Annotated in this window: 16 protein-coding genes and 1 pseudogene; 12 read left to right on the plus strand and 5 right to left on the minus strand. The window is 64.2% G+C overall.

Going from position 1 to position 17,210, the window contains the following annotated elements; all coding sequences use genetic code 11:
- Window positions 1–253 precede the first annotated feature (253 nt).
- The 4 genes and pseudogenes from ACK2SD_RS19630 to ACK2SD_RS19645 form a co-directional block, all read right to left on the minus strand.
- Window positions 254–484: pseudogene (locus ACK2SD_RS19630) on the minus strand (VRR-NUC domain-containing protein); the annotation flags it as partial.
- On the minus strand, window positions 402–701 hold the full coding sequence (locus ACK2SD_RS19635; RefSeq protein ID WP_412462377.1) for a hypothetical protein: 300 nt from the start codon (window positions 699–701) through the stop codon (window positions 402–404). The gene ACK2SD_RS19635 and the pseudogene ACK2SD_RS19630, both read right to left, overlap by 83 nt.
- Window positions 698–856, minus strand: coding sequence for a hypothetical protein (locus ACK2SD_RS19640; protein WP_412460637.1), 159 nt, complete (start codon window positions 854–856; stop codon window positions 698–700). The genes ACK2SD_RS19635 and ACK2SD_RS19640 overlap by 4 nt, the downstream gene beginning before the upstream one ends.
- Before the next feature lie 8 nt (window positions 857–864).
- On the minus strand, window positions 865–1,197 hold the full coding sequence (locus tag ACK2SD_RS19645) for a PAAR domain-containing protein (RefSeq protein ID WP_412460638.1): 333 nt from the start codon (window positions 1,195–1,197) through the stop codon (window positions 865–867).
- A gap of 360 nt (window positions 1,198–1,557) precedes the next feature.
- On the opposite strand from ACK2SD_RS19645, the gene ACK2SD_RS19650 reads away from it, so the two are divergent.
- The 6 genes from ACK2SD_RS19650 (at window position 1,558) to ACK2SD_RS19675 (ending at window position 8,466) form a co-directional block, all read left to right on the plus strand.
- Entirely contained in the window at window positions 1,558–2,070 is a 513-nt protein-coding gene (locus ACK2SD_RS19650) for an RNA polymerase sigma factor (protein WP_029613376.1), read from the plus strand.
- Between the two features lie 62 nt (window positions 2,071–2,132).
- On the plus strand, window positions 2,133–3,092 hold the full coding sequence (locus tag ACK2SD_RS19655; RefSeq protein WP_412460639.1) for a FecR family protein: 960 nt from the start codon (window positions 2,133–2,135) through the stop codon (window positions 3,090–3,092).
- Window positions 3,093–3,238: 146 nt separating this feature from the next.
- Window positions 3,239–5,827, plus strand: a complete 2,589-nt coding sequence (locus ACK2SD_RS19660; RefSeq protein WP_412460640.1) for a TonB-dependent receptor — start codon at window positions 3,239–3,241, stop codon at window positions 5,825–5,827.
- 159 nt (window positions 5,828–5,986) lie between these two features.
- Window positions 5,987–6,592 carry a biliverdin-producing heme oxygenase gene (locus ACK2SD_RS19665; protein WP_295484259.1) on the plus strand — a complete coding sequence of 202 codons (606 nt, stop codon included), beginning with the start codon at window positions 5,987–5,989 and terminating at the stop codon, window positions 6,590–6,592.
- Window positions 6,593–6,644: 52 nt separating this feature from the next.
- Window positions 6,645–7,061 (plus strand): YbaN family protein, encoded by a 417-nt coding sequence (locus tag ACK2SD_RS19670; RefSeq protein ID WP_037027852.1) that lies wholly within the window; start codon window positions 6,645–6,647, stop codon window positions 7,059–7,061.
- Window positions 7,062–7,116: 55 nt separating this feature from the next.
- On the plus strand, window positions 7,117–8,466 hold the full coding sequence (locus ACK2SD_RS19675; RefSeq protein ID WP_412460641.1) for a CoA transferase: 1,350 nt from the start codon (window positions 7,117–7,119) through the stop codon (window positions 8,464–8,466).
- A gap of 18 nt (window positions 8,467–8,484) precedes the next feature.
- On the opposite strand, the gene arcD (ACK2SD_RS19680) is transcribed toward ACK2SD_RS19675, so the two are convergent.
- Entirely contained in the window at window positions 8,485–9,912 is a 1,428-nt protein-coding gene (arcD, locus tag ACK2SD_RS19680; RefSeq protein ID WP_304483857.1) for an arginine-ornithine antiporter, read from the minus strand.
- 446 nt (window positions 9,913–10,358) lie between these two features.
- Between arcD (ACK2SD_RS19680) and arcD (ACK2SD_RS19685) the strand changes: the two genes are divergently transcribed.
- From arcD (ACK2SD_RS19685) to ACK2SD_RS19710, 6 genes are all read left to right on the plus strand, one after another.
- The gene (gene arcD / locus ACK2SD_RS19685) at window positions 10,359–11,786 is read left to right on the plus strand and encodes an arginine-ornithine antiporter (protein ID WP_412460642.1); all 1,428 of its coding nucleotides are present in this window, start codon (window positions 10,359–10,361) and stop codon (window positions 11,784–11,786) included.
- A 26-nt stretch (window positions 11,787–11,812) separates the two neighbouring features.
- A complete protein-coding gene (gene arcA, locus ACK2SD_RS19690; protein ID WP_039575671.1) occupies window positions 11,813–13,066 on the plus strand; it encodes an arginine deiminase in 1,254 nt (417 codons plus the stop codon).
- Between the two features lie 51 nt (window positions 13,067–13,117).
- Window positions 13,118–14,128, plus strand: a complete 1,011-nt coding sequence (locus ACK2SD_RS19695) for an ornithine carbamoyltransferase (protein WP_039575669.1) — start codon at window positions 13,118–13,120, stop codon at window positions 14,126–14,128.
- Window positions 14,129–14,216: 88 nt separating this feature from the next.
- Complete coding sequence (arcC, locus tag ACK2SD_RS19700; protein ID WP_039575667.1) at window positions 14,217–15,146, plus strand: carbamate kinase; 930 nt, start codon at window positions 14,217–14,219, stop codon at window positions 15,144–15,146.
- Between the two features lie 55 nt (window positions 15,147–15,201).
- Entirely contained in the window at window positions 15,202–15,570 is a 369-nt protein-coding gene (locus ACK2SD_RS19705; protein ID WP_029613575.1) for a DUF5064 family protein, read from the plus strand.
- 88 nt (window positions 15,571–15,658) lie between these two features.
- The gene (locus tag ACK2SD_RS19710) at window positions 15,659–17,167 is read left to right on the plus strand and encodes a sigma-54-dependent transcriptional regulator (RefSeq protein ID WP_039575665.1); all 1,509 of its coding nucleotides are present in this window, start codon (window positions 15,659–15,661) and stop codon (window positions 17,165–17,167) included.
- Window positions 17,168–17,210: the final 43 nt, after the last annotated feature.

Below are 17,210 nucleotides of genomic sequence, written 5' to 3' on the forward strand. Positions count from 1 at the left end.
CGAGATTGAATTCCGCGTGCATAAATTTTTCTCTCAATTGATAAGCGCGAGCAAGAGACCGAGGAAAACGGCCACGCGTAAGAATGAACAGTAGGCTGCCAGCGACCGCCGCAGTCCAGCCCAATTCCTGGACAGGGACGTTTGAAAGTTGTTCTGGCCGACCACAATTACATTCATCCAAACTCATTTGAACCACACGCCTTGGACTGCCACTGATTTGCGCATAACTTTGTAGCTGACGCCTATCAACGGGATCAGGCGGAAACTTCATTTCCACCACCTGTTTGATATTGTCCTGCGTCGGTGGGTTTCTAGGGTCTCTGACAATCACCACATCAGGACGCCGAATCATCCCGCTCCCAGGTACAAAGGGCGGATGCTCGGGATCCTCATCCCAGTACTTACGAATCCATCCCGGAATCCAGCCATGGGGAAGTTGCCCCGTCTGGCTGTCGAGAATCGGCTGCGGTGGCTGCTTGGTCATGTCGTAACTGACCTCGGGCTTGTAGGGGCTGCGCCACGCACACTTGCTTGAGATTGCGCCCGTCACGGCTGATGGCGGGCGCCGCCGAGCAATGACAGACCGCCGAACACAGTACGGTTTTGTCGTTCTGATCGAGCTGAGGCGCGTGCAGGCGAACAGGATTGACGCGCTCGCCCACCGCCGTACCGCCCTGGTCGAGACTAGGCCTGTCGCTCATGCCTCGTCGTCTCGCAGCAGAGCGATGTAGAGCGTCTCGGGGCGGCTGTGAACGCGCGAAACCGTACGACCTTCTGCATCGGTGGTGTCGACCAGGTTCCACCCATCGTCCGACCACAGCCTGACCCTGCGCCCGGCAATGGGCTTACCCGTCATCTGGTCTATCAGTTGAAAGTGCCCGCGATAGCAGTCGGCGAGTCGTCAGAAGCCGCAGGTACGGCTTTTGCCGCTCCGCCGATATTGACGTTCCCGGATCCGCCAATCACTACGCCACCATGACCGCCGCCACTGCCCTGTAACGCAGCAGGTTTGCCATTGATGAACACGGAGGTGGAAAAGCCGGTGCTCAGGGTGTCGCCACAAGCGCACTCATCGTCTTGGCGAGCGGCGGGACGACCGTTGATCAAGACGTTGGGGGAACCGGAAAGAAGCGTGCTGTCGCCATGCACCGGGCACCGGATCGAGTCGCCCTCGCGGGCGGCTGGCTTGCCAGTCATGACAGTTCTCCTCGCTCAGCGCTCGGTCCCAAACGCTCGATGAGTACCGCAAATTCGGCGAAGTGAATGGGCGAAATGCTCCGAGCCGCCTGATAGGCCATGGTGTCTCCCGATCGTCATCGCGTGAGGTTGGAGCCACAAAACTAGGCAGCTCGTTCCTTCAAGACAACGCTTGATCGAGAAACCAGAAAATACCTACTTATAGAAACAATTAGAAACTCAATAGCTGATTATCAACGCAGATTTCTCATATTGAAATCATCCTAGGCTCCAAGGAGGATGGCGCCATGACATTTCCCAGCTTGACCTTTAGCGCGAATGATACGCATCATCAAAAATCCCACTTGGTCAGGTTTTCTCGTGAGTCAGTCCCGCTTCACTGCCCTGTTTCTCAACCAGCGCCTGAGCCTGCTGCGCACGCTCCAGCGCATGGTCGGCAACCCGAGCACGGCTGAAGACCTGGTGCAGGAAACCTACCTGCGGGTCACTCGCGCATTGGGCGAGCGTCCCGTGGAACACCTCGAACCTTTCGTCTTCCAGACCGCGCGCAACCTGGCGCTCGACCACCTGCGCGCACGTCGCGTCCAGGCGCGCACGCTGGTGGACGACGTCTGCGAGCAGGTCCTGCACAATGTCGCCGCGCCGCTGAGCAGCCGCGAAGATGCCCTGCACGCCGAACAACTGCTGGAGCGTCTGAGCCTGAGCCTCGGCCAGCTCAGCGAGCGGCAACAACGCATCTTCATCCTCAGCCGCTTGCAGGGCGCCAGCTACCAGGAAATCGCCGAGCAATTGCAGGTCTCGGCCAGCACGGTGCAGAAGGAACTGAAACTGATCATGGCGATCTGCGTAAGCGTGGCCGAGCGCCTCGCCTGAGCGCTTGCCAGCCCTGGCGCCAGCACCGATCATCTGCAGCAGCCATCGCCCAAGGACATGCCGTGACCGACTCCGCCTCTCGCCCATCGCTCGCCGCGCCAGACGCCCGCGCCCGTGCCCTGGACGAGGCCCAGGACTGGCTGATCCGTCTGCAATGCCCTTGCGCCGAAGACACCGAACACTTCCAGGCCTGGCTGAGCGCCAACGACCATAACGCCCACGCCTACGTGGAGGCCGAAGCGCTATGGAACGGCGCGCAGGTGCGCCGACTCGCCGGCGATCTGCACCAGCGCCGTCGCGCGTCCCTGCGCGGTCGCCTCCGTCGCCACTGGAAACCGCTGGCCACGGCTGCGTTGCTGTTGGTGGGGCTGTTCACCTTCGGCAATCTGCCGGTGCGCCTGCAAGCCGACCACCTGACCCAGGTCGGCGAACGCCAGCGCTTGCAACTGGACGGTGGCGCCCACGTGCTGCTGAACACCGATTCGGCATTCGCCAGTCACGCGCGCGACGGCCAGCAAGTCGCACGCCTGCTACAAGGCGAGGCCTACTTCGAAGTGCCCGGCGGCGACCAGCCGGCGCTGGAGGTCCAGGCTGGTCCGCTGCGTGCGCAGGCACGCGATACCCATTTCGCCGTGCGCTACCTCGACGGCCAGGCGCAGGTGCGGGTACAGCGCGGTGATGTCGACCTGCAGGCCGCCAGCGACCAGCGCATTCGTCTGCGTGCCGGCGACAGCATCGCGGTCGGCCCCGAAGGCTTCGGCCAGCGCCAGCGCGTCGATCCGCAGAAGGACCTGGCCTGGGTCGAGGGTCGTCTGATCTTCGAGAATTGCCCCATGAGCCAGGTGCTCGACGAGTTGCGCCGCTACTACCCCGGCTGGATCATCAATCGCAACCCGCGCCTGGAAACCGTAGCGGTGACTGGCAACTACCGCCTGGACCAGCCGCTGGAGGCGCTGCGGGCGCTGGCGCACATCACTTCAGCGCAGGTGCATGAGTACCCGAACGTGGTGATTCTCAACTGATCGCCACGCTCCCGCGCAGTCCATCCCACTATTTTTTACGCAATCGCGATCCTGGCACGTCTCGTTATAGCCAATGCAACTGATTCTTGTTCAAAAACAAGAACTGCACTCACTCATAACGGTTCGCGCGACAGGGAGCGCTTTCGATGTCCTCAGGTCCAACCCGTCTTCATTCCTCCCCCCAACGCCGGGGGCAGTTGTCCCTATTGACCTTGGCCTTGATCGCCAGTGGCGTCGGCTGCCTGCCTGCGCTGGCCGCCGCGCCCGCCCAGGTCAGCAGCCCACGTAGCGGCGAATACCGCTTCGCCATCGCCCAGCAGCCACTGGTCTCAGCCATCAATGCCTTCAGCCAGACCACCGGCTGGCAGGTCGGCTTTTCCGCCGAACTGGCCCAGGATGTGGCCTCCCCCGGTGCCCAAGGCGCGCTGTCGCCTGAGGCCGCGTTGCGCCAGTTGCTCGCCAATACCGGTCTGGACTTTCGCATCCTCGGCCCCGGCAACGTGGTGCTCGAACGTCAGCGCGCCGGCACGGTGATCGCCTTGCAGCAGATGACCGTCAGCGCCACCCGCAGCGCCCAGGATGCCAGCCAGGTGCCCAGCAGCGTCAGCGTACACACACGCGAACAACTGGACCGGCAGAACGTCGGCGACATCAAGCAACTGGTGCGCTACGAGCCCGGCGTATCGGTGGGCGGCACCGGCCAACGCAGCGGCCTGAACGGTTTCAACATCCGCGGCATCGACGGCGAGCGCATCCTCACCCAGATCGATGGTGTGTCGATCCCCGACAGCTTCTTCTACGGCCCCTACGCCCAGACCCAGCGCAACTACGTCGACCCTGAAATCGTCAAGCGCGTGGAAATCCTGCGTGGCCCGGCCTCGGTGCTCTACGGCAGCAATGCCATCGGCGGCGCGGTGAGCTACTACACCCTGGACGCGGACGACATCATCAAGCCCGGCAAGGACATCGGCGCGCGCCTGAAGACGGGCTACAGCTCCGCCGACGAGAGCTGGCTGACCTCCGCCACCGTCGCCGGCCGCCAGGGCGACGTCGACGGCTTGCTGCACCTGAGCCAGCGCAACGGCCACGAGACCGAGTCCTACGGCAGCCACGGCGGTACGGGCCTGGCCCGGACCGAGGCCAACCCCGAAGACGTGCGCACCACCAACGTGCTGGCCAAGCTGGGCTGGAACTACGCCGACGACGCGCGCCTGGGCCTGACCTACGAGCACTACAAGGACGACCGCGATCAGGACATCCGTAGCGCCGTGGGTGGGCCGTTCATCCCAGGCTTCGGCGCCATGAACAGCTACCGCCTGCGCCAAGGCAACGACACCGTCACCCGCGAACGCGTGGGCATCAACCATGAATTCGGCCTCGACAGCCTGCTGGCAGATCACGTCAAGTGGAGCCTGAACTACCAGATCGCCAAGACCGACCAGCGCACCGACGAGCTGTATTTCGCGTCAGGGCGCCAAGTGGCGCGCGATCGCCAGACCACCTACAAGGACCGCCAGTGGGTGCTCGACGCGCAATTGGACAAGGCCTTCAGCCTCGGCGAGACCGAGCACCTGCTGACCTACGGCACCACCTTCAAGCATGAGAAAGTCACCGGCTCACGCAGCGGTAGCGGCGTCTGCCTGAATATCGGCGGCACCTGCCGCGCCATCGGCCAGGTCAGCACGAACGACGGTCAGGCACGGGTCAGCGACTTCCCCGACCCCACCGTCGACACCTACAGCCTGTTCGCCCAGGATGAGATCCGCTGGAACGACTGGACCTTCCTGCCCGGCGCCCGCTACGACTACACCCGCCTGTCGCCGAAGATGACCGACGAATTCCTGCGCGGCATCCAGGGCAACGGCGCGGCGGCCGCCGGTATCGACGACAGCGACAAAAAGTGGCATCGGGTCTCGCCCAAGTTCGGCATCACCTATGCCTTCGACGATCACTACACCTGGTACGGCCAGTACGCCGAGGGCTTCCGCACACCGACCGCCAAGGCCATGTACGGCCGCTTCGACAACCCGACATTGGGCTATCGGGTCGAGCCCAACCCGAACCTGGAACCGGAAAAGAGCAAGAGCTACGAGACGGGCCTGCGCGGCCAGTTCGAGGCCGGCCAGTTCGATGTCGCGGTGTTCTACAACAAGTACCGCGACTTCATCAACGAAGACGCTGTGCAGTCGGCCAACCTCGGCTCGACCTTCCAGGCCAACAACATCCGTCACGCCACCATCAAGGGTGCCGAACTCAAGGGCCGTCTGAACCTGGACAGCTTCGGCGCCAGCCAGGGCCTCTACACCCAGGGTTCGCTGGCCTATGCCCATGGCCGCAATGACGACAATGGCCAGCCGCTGAACAGCGTCAACCCGCTCACCGCCGTACTGGGCCTGGGCTACGAGCAGCCGCAGTACGGTGGCCTGCTGAGCTGGACGCTGGTCAAGCGCAAGACCCGGGTCGACGACAGCACCTTCTTCGCCCCGGACGGTACCAGCTCGCAGTTCCGCACCCCAGGCTACGGCGTGCTCGACTTGACCGGCTTCTACAAGGTCACCGACGACGTGACCGTCAACGCAGGCCTGTACAACCTCACCGACAAGAAATACTGGCAGTGGGATGACGTGCGCGGCTACGACGGCCTGGGCGAAGCGGCCGTGACCCAGCCGGCCAACCTCGACCGCCTGACGATGCCCGGTCGCAACTTCGCCATCAATGTGGTGTGGGATATCTGATTCGGGGCTGTTCCTCGTGAGCCCTGCGCGCGCAGTGGCTCACCCGCCCATTTGACCCTCAATGCGAATACGTCCTGACCGCAGGTGAGGTTTTTTTACTGCCCTGCGTCTTCTCTTTCGTCTTTTACCTAGACAGCCTCATTTCCCAAGGATGCCTCCATGACCCAAGCCCCTTCCGAGCGCCCTGCCCTGCGCTCGCAGCGCCTGAACCAGGTGACCCACGCCCCGCATACCGAGCTCGATGCCTTGGTCAAGTCGCATGCGCCGTTCGACAGCCGCGACAGCTTCGCCCGCTTCGTCGTCGCCCAGTACCTGTTCCAGTCCGAACTGCAGGCGCTGTACAACGACCCGGCGCTGATCTCGCTCTTCCCGGACCTCGCCGCCCGCTGCCGGGCCGAACAGGCACGGCTGGATCTGGCAGACTTGAATACCGCTGTGCCGTCACCCGTTCCCGGCGCCGTGACCGCGCCGACGCTGGGCCAGGCGCTGGGCTGGATCTTCGTCTCCGAAGGCTCCAAACTGGGCGCCGCGTTCCTGATCAAGCGCGCGCAGGCGTTGGGCCTGTCCGACAGCTTCGGTGCCCGCCATCTGGGCGAACCTGAAGGTGGCCGGGCCGAGGGCTGGAAACAGTTCACCCGCACGCTGGACGGCTTGCAGTTGTCGCCAGAACAGGACGCCGCCGCCGAGCACGCCGCCGTGGCAGCCTTCGAGCGCTTTACCGAGCTGCTCAGGCACGCCTATGCCACCGATGCCGCGCTGGCTTGAAATGCCTTTGCCGGCCACCCTTCCGGTGGCCGTATCGCCTTGCAGTGAGACCATGACGACCCGACTTGCCCGCTCCCGAGTGTCACGCCTGCTGTATGCGCTTCTGGCCTATGTCAGCCTCGGGATAGGCCTGGTCGCCATCGTGATACCCGGCCTGCCCACCACCGAGTTCATCCTCCTCGCCGCCTGGGCCGCGACCCGCAGCTCGCCCCGCTTGGCAGCGTGGCTGGACAACCATCGGCTGTTCGGACCGATCCTGTGGAACTGGCGCAATGGCAAGGTCATCCAGCGCCGCGCCAAGATCAGCGCCACCCTCAGCATGCTGTTGTGCGCCAGCCTGATGCTGATCGTGCTCGAGCACCGCTGGCCGGTGTTCCTGGCCATCGCCGGCATGACCCTGGGCAACCTGTGGATCTGGTCGCGTCCAGAGCATCCCACTGCGCCACTTCCCGCCGAACTGCAACGCTGACATTGCATCGACGCGCCGGATGTACTGCAATGACTCCCAGCACGGAGGATCCTGCATGCATCAGATGCTCGACACCATCGCCCAAGCACTCGACCTGGACAGCAGCGCCCTGCGTTGGCACGGCATCGGCGCGCTGCCCTCGACCTTCGCCGTCACCGACCTGGCCGCCGCCAGTGTGGCAGCCGCTGGCTTGGCCCTGGCCAGGCTGCTGCAACAACAGACCGACCAATGCCCGTTGGTCAGCGTCGACCGGCGCCTGGCTTCGTTCTGGTTCGCCACCAGCCTGCGTCCCCACGGCTGGCAGACACCGCCGTTGTGGGACGCCATCGCGGGCGACTACCCCACCCGTGACGGCTGGATTCGCCTGCACACCAACGCCGCCCATCACCGTCAGGCGGCACTGGCTGTGCTGGGCACCCCCGCCGAACGCCAGGCCGTCGCCGCCGAGGTCGCGCGCTGGGATGCCGAAGCGCTGGAAAGCGCCGTGGTCCAGGCCGGCGGCTGCGCGGCGAAGATGCGCAGTTGGGCGCAGTGGTGCGCGCATCCCCAGGGCCTGGCCGTCAACCAGGAGCCGCTGGTGCTGCGCGAAGGCTTCGAAGCCGGCCCGATCCTGACCTGGCAGGGCACACCGACGCGTCCGTTGGCAGGGCTCAAGGTACTCGACCTGACCCGCATCATCGCCGGCCCCACGGCCAGCCGCCTGCTGGCCGGCTTCGGCGCCCAGGTCCTGCGTATCGACCCGCCAGCCTGGGAAGAGCCCTCGCTGGTCGCTGAGGTCACCCTCGGCAAGCGCTGCGCGCGTCTGGACTTGCACGCCCCCGCAGACCGCGAGACGTTCGCTGCCCTGCTTGCCGACGCCGACGTCCTGCTGCATGGCTATCGCGCCGATGCTCTGGAGCGTCTGGGCTTCGGCGCGCGGTATCGGCGCCGGCTCAACCCCGGCCTGATCGACGTCAGCCTCAATGCCTACGGCTGGAGCGGGCCGTGGCAGGATCGTCGGGGTTTCGACAGCCTGGTGCAGATGAGTAGCGGTATCGCCCGTGAAGGCATGCGCTGGCAGCAGGCGGAAAAACCCATACCGCTGCCAGTGCAGGCGCTCGACCACGCCACCGGTTACCTGATGGCCGCCGAAGCGATTCGGGGCCTGCAACAGCGCCTGCACAGCGGCGCCGGGTGCCGCGCGCGCCTGTCGTTGGCGCGCACCGCCGCCTTGCTGGTCGAGCACGGCACGGTCGGCGAAGACCTGCCGCTGGCCGAAGAAAGCGCCGACGATCTCGATCCCCACCTGGAGCAAACGCCCTGGGGCGTGGCGCAGCGGCTCAAGGGTCCGTTGAGAGTGGGCTGCGCGCAGTTGGAGTGGGCACTGGGCGCCAGCGAGCTGGGTTCGGCCCGCCCGGCCTGGTGACCGTCACAGGGCGGGACGCTAAAGACTCAGCAGCCCCACGGAAAGCGCCCAGGCCGCCACCCCGGCGCCCAGCAGCACCACGGCGAAGATCAGCGTCTCCCATCGGCTGAACAGCGCCCGGCCCTGCTCTCGGCGAGCCCGTGCGAACAGGATTGCCCCAGGGGCATACAGCAGCGCCGAGAGCAGCAGGTACTTGGCGCCACCGGCGTACAGCAACCACAGCGCATACACCAGGGCCAGCAGACTAATCATCAGGTCCTTGCGCCGCGCGGCCGACTGCCCGGCATAACCCTCGCCGCACCAGGCCAACTTCACGGCATAGGCGGCCGACCAGAAGTACGGCATCAGGATCATCGACGAGGCGAGGTAGATCAGGCTGGTGTAGGTGCCAGCAGAAAACAGCGTGATCAATAGGAAACCCTGGATCATGCCATTGGTCAGCCACAGCGCATTGGCCGGCACCTGGTTGGCGTTCTCCTTGGCGAGAAAACGCGGCATCGTGCCGTCACGGGCCGTGGCAAACAGGATCTCGGCACAGAGCAACGCCCACGACAGCAAGGCGCCGAGCAGCGACACCGCCAGGCCGACGCTGATCAGCAGCGCGCCCCAGGGGCCTACCAGGTGTTCCAGTACCGAAGCCAACGACGGGTTCGGCAATCCTGCCAACTGGCCACGACTCATCACCCCCAGCGACAGCACATTGACTAGCACCAACAGCGCCAACACGCCGAGAAAACCGATCAACGTCGCCCTGCCGACATCCGAGCGACGCCGCGCGCGCCCGGAATAGACGCTGGCGCCCTCGATGCCGATGAACACGAACACCGTCACCAGCATCATGCTGCGCACCTGCTCCAGCACGCTGCCCAACTGCGGCGTATCCAGGCCCCAGACATCGCGGGTGAAGACATCGGCGCGAAAAGCGCAAGCGGCGATGACGATGAAGATCAGCAGCGGCACGACCTTCGCCACGGTCGTGACCAGGTTGATGAACGCCGCCTCCTTGATGCCGCGCAGCACCAAGAGGTGCACGCTCCAGAGCAACAGTGAGGCACAGCCGATGGCCAGGGGCGTATTGCCTTCGCCGAACAACGGAACGTAGAACCCCAGCGTGCTGAACAGCAGGACGAAATAGCCGACATTGCCCATCCAGGCACTGATCCAATAGCCCCAAGCCGAGCAGAAACCCAGATAGTCGCCGAACCCGGCCTTGGCGTAGGCATACACGCCCGAGTCGAGTGTCGGCTTGCGATTGGCCAGGGTCTGGAACACGAACGCGAGCGCCAGCATGCCCACGGCGGTGATCGACCAACCGATCAGCACCGCGCCCACTTCGGCACGGGCGGCCATGTTCTGCGGCAGCGAAAAGATACCGCCGCCGATCATCGACCCCACGACCAAGGCGACGAGCGCGCCCAGGCCCAGTTTGTGTCCTTGCTCGCCCATCAAGGAGCACCCTCACCGTGCGCACGGCAGTTGAACGGTCGAATTGAAGCGTGAGATTTCATGACAGTCATATCAACTAAAACCATTAAATTTAAATGACTCATAACGGATCTGTCTATCGGTGAGCGCTTATCCAGAAGCCGAGTGCCAAACGTTTCACATCCTGAGCACTTATCGCCTTTGAAGACGAGAAAAATGGGCGAAGCCCCAGGAAACGACTAGGTTGAAAGTTCGCTTGGCAAACGCGGTGTTTTTCTGGCGGCCGACCTCAAAGCCTTGTGGCACATGGCCTTCATGCAGAGGGATGGATCGCTTTCGTCTTCAATTTCGAACTAGCGAGCGGGAAGTTTCTGACGACGAATCCTCAACGACTGATCCAAATCAGCGAATGTCGAACGCGTCGGATTTATTCTTTCAGCAACTTCCTCCTGACGTGGAGTCGTTAAATGTCTGATGCTCCCGGAAAACTCAAACTTGGTGCATTAGTTGCCCTCGTAGTGGGTTCGATGATCGGCGGCGGTATCTTCTCGCTGCCGCAGAACATGGCCGCCAGCGCCGGGGTCGGCGCGGTGCTGATCGGCTGGGCAATCACCGCCGTGGGCATGCTCACCCTCGCCTTCGTGTTCCAGACCCTGGCCAACCGCAAGCCCGACCTGGACGGCGGCGTCTACGCCTACGCCAAGGCCGGGTTCGGCAACTACATGGGCTTCTCTTCGGCCTGGGGCTACTGGATCAGCGCCTGGCTAGGCAATGTCGGCTATTTCGTCCTGCTGTTCAGCACCTTGGGCTATTTCTTCCCGATCTTCGGCCAGGGCAACACGCCAGCGGCCATCGTCGGCGCCTCGCTGTTGTTGTGGGGCGTGCACTTTCTGGTGCTGCGCGGCATCAGGGAGGCGGCGTTCATCAACTTGGTCACCACGGTGGCCAAGGTGGTGCCGTTGCTGCTGTTCGCCTTGATCTGTCTGTTCGCCTTCAAGCTCGACGTGTTCACCGCCGACATCTGGGGACTGGGCTCACCCGACCTGGGCGGGGTGATGAGCCAGGTGCGCAACATGATGCTGGTGACCGTATGGGTGTTCATCGGCATCGAAGGCGCGAGCATCTTTTCCTCACGGGCGCAAAAACGCGCCGACGTGGGCAAGGCCACGGTCATCGGCTTCGTCACCGTGCTGCTGTTCCTGGTGCTGGTGAACGTGCTGTCGATGGGCGTGATGACCCAACCGGAACTGGCCAGATTGCAAAACCCATCGATGGCCGCCGTGCTCGAACACGTCGTCGGTCACTGGGGGGCGCTGTTGATCAGTGTCGGCCTGATCATTTCGCTGCTGGGGGCGCTGCTGTCGTGGGTGCTGCTGTGTGCGGAAATCATGTTCGCGGCCGCCAAGGACCACACCATGCCGGCGTTCCTGCGCCGTGAGAACGCCAACCATGTGCCGGCCAATGCCCTGTGGCTGACCAACGCCATGGTGCAGATCTTCCTGGTCATCACCCTGTTTTCCAACAGCACCTACCTGTCGCTGATCTACCTCGCCACCTCGATGATCCTGGTGCCCTACCTGTGGTCGGCGGCCTATGCGGTACTGCTGGCGGTGCGCGGGGAAACCTACGCGCAGGCCCTCGCCGAACGACGCAAGGACCTGGCCATCGGCACCATCGCCCTGCTTTACGCCATCTGGCTGCTGTACGCCGGCGGCGTGAAGTACCTGCTGCTGTCGGCATTGCTCTACGCACCGGGCGCGATCCTGTTCGCCAAGGCCCGGCACGAAGTGGGCCAACCCATTTTCAGCCGCCTGGAAAAACTGATCTTCGCCGCCGTGGTCCTGGGCGCCCTGCTGGCAGCCTACGGCCTGTACGACGGCTTCCTGCCCCTGTGAATCACCTCTTGCTGGAGGAACACCTCATGTCCGCGGACAAAGCGAAATACGGCGTCCATTCAGAAGCCGGCAAACTGCGCAAAGTGATGGTCTGTGCACCGGGGCTGGCGCACAAGCGGCTGACCCCAAGCAACTGCGACGAACTGCTGTTCGACGATGTGATCTGGGTCGACCAGGCCAAGCGCGACCATTTCGACTTCGTCACCAAGATGCGCGAGCGCGGCGTCGAGGTGCTGGAGATGCACAACCTGCTGACCGACATCGTGCAGGACAAGGCGGCGCTGGCCTGGATCCTCGACCGCAAGATTTCGCCGGACACCGTCGGCGTCGGCCTCACCAACGAAGTGCGCAGTTGGCTGGAGGGCCTGGAGCCGCGCCACCTGGCCGAATTCCTGATCGGCGGCGTGGCCGGCCAGGACCTGCCGCAGAGCGAAGGCGCGGCAGTGGTGAAGATGTACAACGACTACCTGGGCCATTCCAGCTTCATCCTGCCGCCGCTGCCCAACACCCAGTTCACCCGCGACACCACCTGCTGGATCTACGGCGGCGTCACGCTCAACCCCATGTACTGGCCGGCGCGCCGCCAGGAGACCCTGCTGGCCACGGCCATCTACCGCTTCCACCCACAGTTCACCCAGGCCGACTTCCAGGTCTGGTACGGCGACCCTGACAAGGAGCATGGCCAGTCCACCCTCGAGGGCGGCGACGTGATGCCGATCGGCAACGGCGTCGTGCTGATCGGCATGGGCGAGCGCACTTCGCGCCAGGCCATCGGCCAGTTGGCGCAGAGCTTGTTCGCCAAGGGCGCGGTGGAAAAAGTCATCGTCGCCGGCCTGCCCAAGTCGCGCGCAGCGATGCACCTGGACACGGTGTTCAGCTTCTGCGACCGCGACCTGGTCACGGTCTTCCCGGAGGTGGTCAGCGAAATCGTGCCGTTCATCATTCGCCCCGACGAGAGCAAGCCCTACGGCATGGACGTACGCCGGGAACATAAATCGTTCATCGACGTGGTCGGCGAACACCTGGGGGTGAAACTGCGAGTCGTGGAAACCGGTGGCAACAGCTTCGCCGCCGAGCGCGAGCAGTGGGACGACGGCAACAACGTGGTGGCCCTGGAGCCCGGCGTGGTCATCGGCTACGACCGCAACACCTACACCAACACCTTGCTGCGCAAGGCCGGCGTGGAAGTGATCACCATCAGCGCCGGCGAACTGGGCCGGGGTCGCGGCGGCGGCCACTGCATGACCTGCCCGATCGTGCGCGACCCGATCGACTACTGAGAGCCGTCATTCCCGGCCACACGAGCCTACCGAACCCAAGGAGACACCGTCATGGCGTTCAACATGCGTAACCGCAACCTGCTCAGCCTCGAACACCACAGCACCCGCGAACTCAAGTACCTGCTGGACCTGTCGCGCGACCTCAAGCGTGCCAAGTACACCGGCACCGAGCAGCAGCACCTGAAGGGCCGCAACATCGCGCTGATCTTCGAGAAGACCTCCACCCGCACCCGCTGCGCCTTCGAGGTCGCCGCCTATGACCAAGGCGCCAACGTCACCTACATCGATCCCAACTCCTCGCAGATCGGCCACAAGGAAAGCATGAAGGACACCGCCCGCGTGCTCGGGCGCATGTACCACGCCATCGAGTACCGCGGCTTCAAGCAGGAGATCGTCGAGGAGCTGGCCACATTCGCCGGCGTTCCGGTGTTCAACGGCCTGACCGACGAATACCACCCCACGCAGATGATCGCCGACGTGCTGACCATGCGCGAGCACAGCGACAAGCCGCTGCACGACATCAGCTATGCCTACCTGGGCGATGCGCGCAACAACATGGGTAACTCGCTGCTGCTGATCGGCGCCAAGCTCGGCATGGATGTGCGCATCGCCGCGCCCAAGGACCTCTGGCCCCACGACGATCTGGTGCAACGCTGCAAGCAGTACGCCGAAGAAAGCGGCGCACGCCTCACCCTGACCGAAGATCCGCGCGCGGCCGTCAAGGGCGTGGACTTCATCCACACCGACGTGTGGGTGTCGATGGGCGAGCCGATCGAAGCCTGGGGCGAGCGCATCACGCTGCTCAAGCCTTATCAGGTCAACGCTGCGCTGATGCAGGCCAGCGGCAACCCGCGGACCAAATTCATGCACTGCCTGCCCGCCTTCCATAACTGCGAGACCAAGGTCGGCAAGCAGATCGCCGCGCAGTACCCGGAGTTGACCAACGGCATCGAGGTGACCGACGACGTGTTCGAGTCCCCGGCCTGCATCGCCTTCGAACAGGCCGAGAACCGCATGCACACGATCAAAGCGATCCTGGTCTCGACCCTCGCCGATCTTTGAGCGTCAAGCTGCGAGCCTCAGCCCGACCGCGCGTCTACTGGCCGCTCGACGCTCACCGCTCGCAGTGGTATCCCAAAGGAGATTCCCCATGCGTATCGTGGTTGCACTGGGCGGCAACGCCCTGCTTCGCCGCGGCGAACCGATGACCGCTGACAATCAGCGCGCCAACATTCGTACCGCTGCCGAGCGTATCGCCCGCATCCATCCGGGCAACGAGCTGGTCATCGCCCACGGCAACGGCCCGCAGGTTGGCCTGCTGTCGCTCCAGGGCCAGGCCTACAAGCCTGACGAGGCCTATCCGCTGGACGTGCTGGGCGCTGAGACCGAAGGCATGATCGGCTACATGATCGAGCAGGAATTGGGCAACCTGCTCGACTTCGAGGTGCCCTTCGCCACCCTGCTCACCCAGGTCGAAGTCGATGCCGACGACCCGGCCTTCAAGGACCCGACCAAGTTCATCGGACCGGTCTACGAGCGGCAGGAAGCCGAGCGCCTGGCGCAGGAAAAGGGCTGGGTGGTCAAGGCCGATGGCGACAAGTACCGCCGCGTGGTCGCCAGCCCCAAACCCAAGCGTATCTTCGAAATCCGCCCGATCAAATGGCTGCTGGAAAAGCGCACACTGGTGATCTGTGCCGGGGGTGGCGGCATTCCGACGATGTACGATGCCCATGGACGACTCAAGGGCATCGAGGCGGTGATCGACAAGGACCTGTGTTCCGCGCTGCTGGCCGAGCAGCTCGACGCCGACCTGTTGATCATCGCCACCGACGTCGATGCCGCTTATGTGGACTTCGGCAAGCCGACGCAAACCGCCATCGCCCAGGCGCACCCGGACGCGCTGGACACGCTCGGTTTCGCCGCCGGCTCCATGGGCCCCAAGGTCCAAGCCGCCTGCGAGTTCGCCCGCAATACCGGCAAGGTCGCAGTCATCAGCTCGCTGGAGAACATCGAGGACATCGTCAAAGGCACCGCCGGTACACGCATATCGACCGGCCTGCCCGGGATCAGCTACCGTTGAACGCAGTTGGCCGGTGCGCCCCACCGGCCGTTTTCGATTTACAGGAGGACGCCCCATGGCCCAGTTCCATCCTGGTCACGTGCACATCGAGCGCGTCGCGCTCAACAGCCACGACCACAGCTACGACCTCGCCATCGAGTACGAGGCCACCCAGGACCCCAAGGAAGGGCACGGCATCCAGTTCCACATGCATGGCAGCATCGAAGGCAAACCGGTGGACGAACGCTTCTTCCTGGCCAAGGACCAGGTCCTGCCGAGCTTTCTCATGCAACTCACGCGCAGGGCGCAGGCACACCTTCCGGCGCCGAAGAAGTTCGAGAGCCTGAACTCGCCGCACAAACTCTACGACCACATGTTCGAAGACATCCGCCAGACGCTGGCGGTGAAGTCCGGCGATCCGATCAAGCCTGAACATTTGCAGTGACCCCAGCGCCCACCATGCACCGTTCGTGTGGGCGCGCCAGGCATCTCGAGGCATACTGCTGCGTCTCGTCCCAAGACCGCTCGCCCCCATGCGCATCCACGTCAGCTTCATCGACCGCGTCGGTATCACCCAGGAAGTCCTGGCCCTGCTCGGTGCCCGTCACCTCAACCTCGATGCGGTGGAGATGGTTCCGCCCAACGTCTACATCGACGCACCGACCCTGAGCCCTGCCGTGCTCGAAGAGCTGCACGATGCGCTGTTCGAGGTGCACGGCGTGCAGGCGGTGGAGGTAGTGGACATCTTGCCCGGCCAGCGCCGTCACCTGCAGCTCGATGCCCTGCTGGCGGCCATGAGTGATCCGGTGCTGGCCGTGGACAGCGCCGGTAAGGTGCTGCTGGCCAACCCGGCACTGATCGCCCTGTGCGGGCGCGAATCGGCCGGCCGCTCGGTGGGCGAGCTGTTCGGCGACGACAACCTGCTCCAGGCCCTGCTGGACAACAACTTCCACCTGCCCATGCGCGAAATGCAGCTCAATGGCCAGAGCCTGCTGCTCGACGCCACACCGATCACCCAGGCCGGTGGCCTGCTCACGCTGTATCCGCCGAACCGCATGGGTGAGCGCCTGTCGGCGCTGCGGCACGACCGCGCCGAAGGCTTCGATGCACTGCTCGGCGAGTCGCCGGTCATCCGCACCCTCAAAGCCCGCGGCCTGCGCGTGGCGACCTTGGATGCGCCGCTGCTGGTGCATGGCGAAACCGGCACCGGCAAGGAACTGGTGGCCCGCGCCTGCCATGCGTTGAGCAGCCGCCAGGCCGCGCCATTCCTGGCACTCAACTGCGCCGCGCTGCCCGAGAGTCTGGCCGAGAGCGAGCTGTTCGGCTATGCCCCCGGCGCCTTCACCGGCGCCCAGCGCGGCGGCAAGCCCGGTCTGATGGAGCTGGCCAACAAAGGCACGGTGTTCCTCGACGAGATCGGCGAAATGTCGCCGTACCTGCAAGCCAAGCTGCTGCGTTTTCTCAGTGACGGCAGCTTCCGCCGGGTTGGCGGCGACCGTGAGGTCAAGGTCGACGTGCGCATCATCAGCGCCACCCACCGCGACCTGGAGCGCATGGTCGCTGAAGGCAGCTTCCGCGAAGACCTGTTCTATCGGCTGAACGTGCTCAACCTGCAAGTGCCGCCCTTGCGCGACCGCGGGCAGGACATCCTGATGCTGGCCCACTACTTCATGCAGCAGGCTTGCACCCAGATCCAGCGCCCGCCCTGCCGCCTGGCGCCCGCCACCCACCAGGCGCTGCTGGCCAACCCCTGGCCGGGCAACGTGCGCCAGTTGCAGAACGTGATTTTCCGCGCCGCCGCCATTTGCGAAAGCCACTTGGTGGACATTGGCGATCTGGACATTGCTGGCACGTCGGTCGCGCGCGGGCAGGATGGCGAAGTGGCTAGCCTGGAACAGGCCGTCGGCGATTTCGAGCGCAGTTTGCTGCAACGGCTCTATGCCAGCTACCCCTCGACGCGCCAACTCGCCGCGCGGCTGCATACCTCGCATACCGCCATTGCGCAGCGCTTGCGCAAGTACGGCATCTCTGGAAAGTCCTGAGGCCGACCACAGCCGTACTGATTTCAATACACCGTAATGAAAT

Source organism: Pseudomonas sp. SC11, from assembly GCF_047039205.1.
Taxonomy (GTDB): domain Bacteria; phylum Pseudomonadota; class Gammaproteobacteria; order Pseudomonadales; family Pseudomonadaceae; genus Aquipseudomonas; species Aquipseudomonas boreofloridensis.

Bases quoted from the DNA above. Each gene is read 5' to 3' on its own strand.
- ACK2SD_RS19635 (WP_412462377.1), bottom strand. From the start codon at position 701: ATGAGCGACAGGCCTAGTCTCGACCAGGGCGGTACGGCGGTGGGCGAG.
- ACK2SD_RS19640 (WP_412460637.1), bottom strand. From the start codon at position 856: ATGACGGGTAAGCCCATTGCCGGGCGCAGGGTCAGGCTGTGGTCGGAC.
- ACK2SD_RS19645 (WP_412460638.1), bottom strand. From the start codon at position 1,197: ATGACTGGCAAGCCAGCCGCCCGCGAGGGCGACTCGATCCGGTGCCCG.
- ACK2SD_RS19660 (WP_412460640.1), top strand. From the start codon at position 3,239: ATGTCCTCAGGTCCAACCCGTCTTCATTCCTCCCCCCAACGCCGGGGG.
- ACK2SD_RS19665 (WP_295484259.1), top strand. From the start codon at position 5,987: ATGACCCAAGCCCCTTCCGAGCGCCCTGCCCTGCGCTCGCAGCGCCTG.
- ACK2SD_RS19670 (WP_037027852.1), top strand. From the start codon at position 6,645: ATGACGACCCGACTTGCCCGCTCCCGAGTGTCACGCCTGCTGTATGCG.
- ACK2SD_RS19675 (WP_412460641.1), top strand. From the start codon at position 7,117: ATGCATCAGATGCTCGACACCATCGCCCAAGCACTCGACCTGGACAGC.
- arcD (WP_304483857.1), bottom strand. From the start codon at position 9,912: ATGGGCGAGCAAGGACACAAACTGGGCCTGGGCGCGCTCGTCGCCTTG.
- arcD (WP_412460642.1), top strand. From the start codon at position 10,359: ATGTCTGATGCTCCCGGAAAACTCAAACTTGGTGCATTAGTTGCCCTC.
- arcA (WP_039575671.1), top strand. From the start codon at position 11,813: ATGTCCGCGGACAAAGCGAAATACGGCGTCCATTCAGAAGCCGGCAAA.
- ACK2SD_RS19695 (WP_039575669.1), top strand. From the start codon at position 13,118: ATGGCGTTCAACATGCGTAACCGCAACCTGCTCAGCCTCGAACACCAC.
- arcC (WP_039575667.1), top strand. From the start codon at position 14,217: ATGCGTATCGTGGTTGCACTGGGCGGCAACGCCCTGCTTCGCCGCGGC.
- ACK2SD_RS19705 (WP_029613575.1), top strand. From the start codon at position 15,202: ATGGCCCAGTTCCATCCTGGTCACGTGCACATCGAGCGCGTCGCGCTC.
- ACK2SD_RS19710 (WP_039575665.1), top strand. From the start codon at position 15,659: ATGCGCATCCACGTCAGCTTCATCGACCGCGTCGGTATCACCCAGGAA.